3 protein-coding genes are annotated in these 6143 nt (G+C 64.0%); all 3 read left to right on the plus strand.

Annotation, left to right across the window (positions count from 1 at the left end; genetic code table 11):
* On the plus strand, positions 1-2467 hold a 2467-nt coding region (locus tag AB1609_13955), incomplete at its 5' end, for a helicase-related protein (protein MEW6047564.1).
* A gap of 13 nt (positions 2468-2480) precedes the next feature.
* A complete protein-coding gene (locus AB1609_13960) occupies positions 2481-3653 on the plus strand; it encodes an EVE domain-containing protein (GenBank protein MEW6047565.1) in 1173 nt (390 codons plus the stop codon).
* A gap of 3 nt (positions 3654-3656) precedes the next feature.
* A partial coding sequence (locus AB1609_13965; protein MEW6047566.1) for a DUF1156 domain-containing protein occupies positions 3657-6143 on the plus strand: 2487 nt, incomplete at its 3' end.

Below are 6143 nucleotides of genomic sequence, written 5' to 3' on the forward strand. Positions count from 1 at the left end.
GGTGCGGTTTGATGGTTCCCGCATCTTTCCTACCAGGGAAAGCCGTACCGTATTGTACTCGCTAACTCCGCTCGAGCGGCAACTGTACAAGCGTGTTACGGAGTACGTTCGCACCGGTTATAACCGCGCCCGCCGACTCAACCGGTCCGCCGCAAAGCTCGCCATGAGCGTCCTCCAGCGCCGGGCCGCCAGTTCGACCTGGGCGCTACTGCGCTCGCTGGAGCGCCGGATGGAACGGCTGCGTGCTGACCTGGAAGCGCTGGAATCCCTCCAGATCTCCGAGGAGCAGTGGCGCAGGGACCAGCAGACCCGGAGGGTGCTGGACGTTGAGGCCATGACCGGTGACGAAGAAGCGGCGGAAGGGGAGCGTGAGCAGCGGGACATAGCCGAAGGGGAGGCCATGGGTGCGACGGCTGCCACAACTCTGGCGGAGTTGAGGGCAGAATGTGACGAAGTGCAGGGGCTGCTCGAGCTCGCCCGGCGGGTGCATACAGAGGGAGAGGATGCCAAGTTCGGGAAGCTGCGGACATTGATCGAGGACCCGCGCTTCGCCGGGGAGAAGCTTCTGATCTTCACCGAACACCGGGATACGGCGGAGTTCCTGGTGCGCCGACTGGAGGCAGTGGGTTACGGCGGCCGGGTTGGCTTCATCCACGGGGGCCTGCCCTACCCCTTGCGTGAGGTGCAGGTTGAGGAGTTCCGCGAGCGGTGCCGTTTCCTGGTGGCTACGGATGCTGCCGGTGAGGGCATCAACCTGCAATTCTGCTGGATTGCCGTCAACTATGACGTACCCTGGAACCCGGCGCGCATCGAGCAGCGTTTCGGCCGCGTGCACCGCTACAAGCAACAGCACGACCCCGTGCTGCTCATCAACATGGTTGCAGCGGATACCCGCGAGGGCCGAGTGCTGCAGACCCTGCTCGAAAAGTTAGAAGCCATCTGCAGTGAGATGGGATCGGACAGAGTGTTCGACGTCATCGGCCAGCAGTTGGGAGATGTTTCCCTGTCCGAGGTCATAATGCGAGCCGTGCTGGAGGGCCAGCCCGAGGCGGAAGCCCGCCGGATCGCGGACCTGCTCTCGGCCGACCGCGTGCGGGCTATCCAGGAGGCGGATGCGCAACTCCGGGAGGGCCAGGAAAACGTGCTCTCCCAACTGCCGCTGTTGGCAGCGCGGAAAGAGCAGGAACGACTCGAGAAGCTGCTGCCGGGGTACGTGCAGCGGTTCCTCGAGAAGAGTGCTCCCCTGCTGGGGGCGGAGGTTGCCGGAGACACCAACACCCACTTGTACCTCAAAGGTCTGCCTGCGGTGCTGGAGATTGCGCTTGAGGAAGCGACGGGCGGCAAGCCGATCCCGCTGACGGTCCACAGACCCCGGGAAGGCGAGAAGGCATTGTTCCTCCGTCCAGGGGAACCGTTCTTCGACGCCTACCTTGAATACTTCTGCAACATGGCTGCACCGGCAGCGCTCTGCGGGGCTGTCTTTGTGGATGTGTACGCTGAGGAGCCATACTTCTTCCACGTGGCCCGTGTTAAGATCGTGCGGGCAGCCGACGAACAGTTCCCGGACTACCTGGGGAGAGAGGTGGTCCTGGAAGAAAGGCTGGTTGCCCTGGAGCAGGCCCTGAGTGGTGCTGTCGCCGAGTGCCCGCTGGAGCGGCTGATGGTGGTGAGACCGGCTACCCGCTTTGCCCCGGCGTCGTGGCCGTCGCTCGAGCGCATCCGGCGAGCGGTCGAGGAGGCGGGCACCTATCTCCGGGAGACAGTGGGGCGGGAGCTGGCTGCGAAGCACGTACGATCCCTTAACGCTTTGGCAGAGAGGCGGGAAGCGCTGCTGCGGGTTGGGTTCGATCTCCAGGAGGCTGAACTCCTGGAGGCGAGGACCCGGCTGAAGAAGAGGGCAGATTCGGGGGATACCGAGGCGGCCGGGTTGTTGGGCCTCGTGCGCCGCAAGCAGGAGGGTCTTTACGCCGAGCGGGAGCAGGCTCTGGCGGCTGTGCGAAGGGAGCCCGAACTGGTCAGGGTCACTGAGGTGCAATTTCTGGCCCATGCGCTGGTGTTGCCGTCTTCTGACCCGGTCGAACGGGAACAGCATGACAGGGAGATTGAACGCATTGCCATGAGCGTGGCCCGGGCCCATGAGGAGTCCTGTGGTGCGGTGGTCGAGGACGTTTCCGCTCCTGAACGGCGGATGGGGTTTGACCTCCTCTCCCGACGACCCCAGGGTGAGCTGAGGTGTATCGAGGTTAAGGGCCGGCGAGGCGTCGGCGACGTGGAGCTCACTGAGAACGAGTGGGCCAAGGCGGCCAACCTGCGTGAGTCGTACTGGCTGTACGTGGTGTACAACTGCGCCACGGCCAATCCCCGGCTGGTCCGCGTGCAGGATCCGTTCGCCAGGCTGCTCGTACGGGCCAAGGGGGGCGTGGTGATAGACGAGTCCAGCGTCCTGGCGGCTGCGGAGACCGAATGAGGGGGTGGGCAGAGTGGCCGAAATCACCCTGGGCCGGGTACTGTCCCTGGTGGGCAAGCTGGACGACAGTCCCGGCGAGGGCACGCCGAGGGAGCGGTTCCGTGACTTCCTCAGGGAGACTATCACCGACCTGGGGCAACTCCGGGACTATGTGGAGGAGTGTCTTCGCACCCCAGGCGATCAGTATAGCCGCGCCTTGCAGGACCTGGTCAACCGCCTGGGGGAGCTGATGGGGTTCCAGGTGACCTACGGCAGGTACCAGGGGGCAAAGGGTGAGATCGGGTTCGACGGTCACTGGCGCTCTCCCACCGGGTTTCACATCGTGGTTGAGGTGAAGACAACGGAGGTTTATGCGATCAAAACCGCAACGCTGGTTGGTTATGTCGACGAGCTCATCTCGGAGCGACTCATCCCCAACTGGGAATCCGCGCTCGGCCTGTACGTGGTGGGACGGCCGGACCCGGAACTGCACAGTCTGGAGAATTCGATTCTGTCGGAGAGGCGGTCGCACCAGCTGCGGATCATCTCAGTGACGGCCCTGCTTCTGCTCGCGGAAATGATGCGCGATTACGACGTCGGCCATGAGGAGTTGCTCACCATAGTCCGGCCGTCACGGCCAACCGTGGATCCCCTGGTGGACCTGATGTCGCGCCTCGTACTTCAGCGGGAGGCCGTCGAGACCCCCGCTGCAATGGGCGTGACCACCGAGCCCGAAAGACCCCGTGAGTCGGGGGAAGGGCCTGCTTACTGGTTCAGCCCGGTGAAAGGGGACCAAGAGCAGACGGCCGATCAGGTCATCGAGACCCTGGTGGGGCGCGAGAGGATTTACGCATACGGCGACCGCACCCCGGGTCGCAAGTCAATCAAGCCAGGGGACTGGATATGCTTCTACGCCACCGGCAAGGGCGTGATTGCCCATGCCGAGGTTGCCTCTCTCCCAGAGAACAAACCGCACCCACGGGTACGCCACCCCGAGAAGTATCCCTGGGTGTTCAGCCTTCGGAATCCCACCCTCTACCTTGACAGGCCAGTTGTACTGGATGCTGCCACCAGGGCCCGTATGGATGCCTTCAAGCAACGCGACCCCGGCAAGTCGTGGTCCTGGTTTGCCCAGGCAACGCGCCGGATCAGCGAGCATGACTTTCGCGTGTTGACCAGACAGGAATCTTCGAGGCGGGAGGGCTAGACCGTGAACCCAGATGGACCACGCCTCATAGAGGTGGCTTTTCCCCTGAAACAGGTGTCGCTGGACTCGCTGCACGAGAAAAACGTGCGCCACGGCCACATATCCACCCTACATATCTGGCCCGCACGGCGGCCTCTGGCCGCCTGCAGGGCGGTTCTCATCGCTACGCTACTGCCGGACCCGGGCACCGAAGCTGAGCGTGCGCGCCTTATGGATCGCCTGGCCGGCCGCATCGTGAAGAAAGTAAGCACCCGTTCGGTCGGCGGGACAGAAGAGCCGGTGGAGAAGGAGTGCACCGAGGGCGGGATCCTGCACTGGGGCCGGGAAAGCGGCCCCGACCTAGAGTTTTTCCGCAGTCAGATCCGGAAGGTGTTCGGCGGGCGTGCCCCGCGGGTGCTCGACCCCTTTGCCGGGGGCGGGGCCATCCCGCTGGAAGCGATGCGCCTGGGTTGCCAGGTTAGGGCAGTAGACATCAACCCTGTCGCCTGGCTCATCCTGAAGTGCACTCTCGAATACCCCCAACGCTTCGCGGGCCAGACGTTACCCATGCCTCCCTTTGCGCGCGACCTACTTAACCCGGAACTGTTTGGGAAAGGGCGTTCCTCCAAGAAGCGCTCAAAGCGCGAAAGCCAGCAGCAGATCGATTTGTCGCCCGCCGTGGGCCTCAGCCAGCACGTGCTGCTGTGGGGGCACTGGGTGCTCGAGCGGGCACGCCGGGACCTCGAGCGCTTCTACCCGGTGGTGGATGGTAAGACCACGGTGGCTTATCTCTGGGCCCGCACGGTTACCTGCAAGAACTGCCGGGCAACCGTGCCGCTCCTGAAGACCCTGTGGCTATGCCGCAAACCGAAGAAGCGTGTCCGGTTGGAGATTGTTCCGCGGCAGGATCGTTCCGGGGTGGACTTTCAGATCGTGCGTGAGGAGGAATGGAAGGGCAGTGAGGCGCAACGGCGCGAATATGACCGCCGGGTGGGGCGGGGTACGATGTCCCGCGCCGGCGCGTGGTGTCCGGTATGTGGTCGCCCCGGTACCGTGGCGATGACGCTCGACGACATCCGGTCCGAGGCCGGTGCTGGCCGCCTGGGCGCCCAGATGACCGCGGTGGTGGTCGATGGCTCGAGCGGCAAGGAGTATCGCCTACCTACCGCAGCGGACATTGAGGCAGCCGCGGCTGCTGCGGACGCGGTCAGTGAAATCTTCGCCGAGATCCCCTTTGGACTGCCCTCTGAACCGTTGCCGTCGAAGGAGGCCCTGGGCTTCCGCGTCCCCCGCTACGGGTTTAAGCAATGGAGCCATCTGTTCACGCCGCGCCAACTGGCGGCCCTGGGTACGTTCCTCAAGCACACCAGGGACGTGCGGCACGCCATGCGCGACCACGGCTACCCTGATGAATGGATGGGTGCCGTGCTGGCCTACCTGTCGCTTGCTCTCGACAGGCTTGCCGACCGTGCCAGCGGTCAATGTAGGTGGGACGTTGGCTACGAGAAGGTCGACAACACGTTCAGTCGTTTCGCGCTTCCCATGGTGTGGGACTACTGCGAAGTCAACCCGCTGAGCGACGCGACCGGCAATTACCGCGATGCGGTTGTGTGGGTGGCCAAGGTCCTTCAGCATCTCCTATGTGGGACGGGTGGCGCCGAAGCGCCATCGGTTGAGGCTACCTCTGCGACCGGCCTGGGAGATGGCGGCACGTGGGATCTGGTGTTCACGGACCCGCCGTATTACGACGCCATCCCGTACTCCGATACGATGGATTTCTTTTACGTGTGGCTCAGGCGGTGTGTGGGTGACCTTAACGCGGAGATGGCCCAGGTTTTCCGAGAGCCGCTCGGGCCGAAGTGGGATCACGATAGGAACGACGGGGAACTGGTGGATGACCCCAGTCGCTTCGGGGGCGATGCCTCCAGGTCGCGGCAAGCGTACGAGGAAGGGATGTACCGTGCCTTCCGGCGCTGCTACGATACCCTGGCTCCCGGCGGGAGCATGGTGGTCGTTTTCGCCCACAAGGACCCGGTAGCCTGGGAAACGCTGGTTTCTTCCATAATAAGGGCTGGATTTGTAGTCACTGCCTCCTGGCCGATCCAGACAGAGATGAACACGCGCATGCGTGCGCGAGAATCGGCTGCGCTTGCCTCGTCGGTGTGGCTGGTATGCCGCAAGCGGCCCGAGACTGCCCCGCCGGGCTGGGATACGCGCGTGCTGGAAGCCATGCGCAGCCGCATCTACGAGCGCTTGCAGGCCTTCTGGGACGCCGGCATTCGGGGGCCGGACTTCGTATGGGCAGCCACGGGACCGGCTCTGGAGGCGTACAGCAAGTACCCCCTGGTGAAGAAGGCCAACGAGCCCAACCGGCTCATGAGTGTCTCTGAGTTTCTGCATCACGTCCGCCGGATCGTGGTCGATTATGTGGTGGGGCGGGTGCTGTCGGCGGATGCCGAGGCAGCGGAAATGGTACCCCTGGACAACCTGACCATTTACTACCTCCTGCAC

The sequence above is a fragment of the Bacillota bacterium genome (assembly GCA_040754675.1).
Taxonomy (GTDB): domain Bacteria; phylum Bacillota; class Limnochordia; order Limnochordales; family Geochordaceae; genus Geochorda.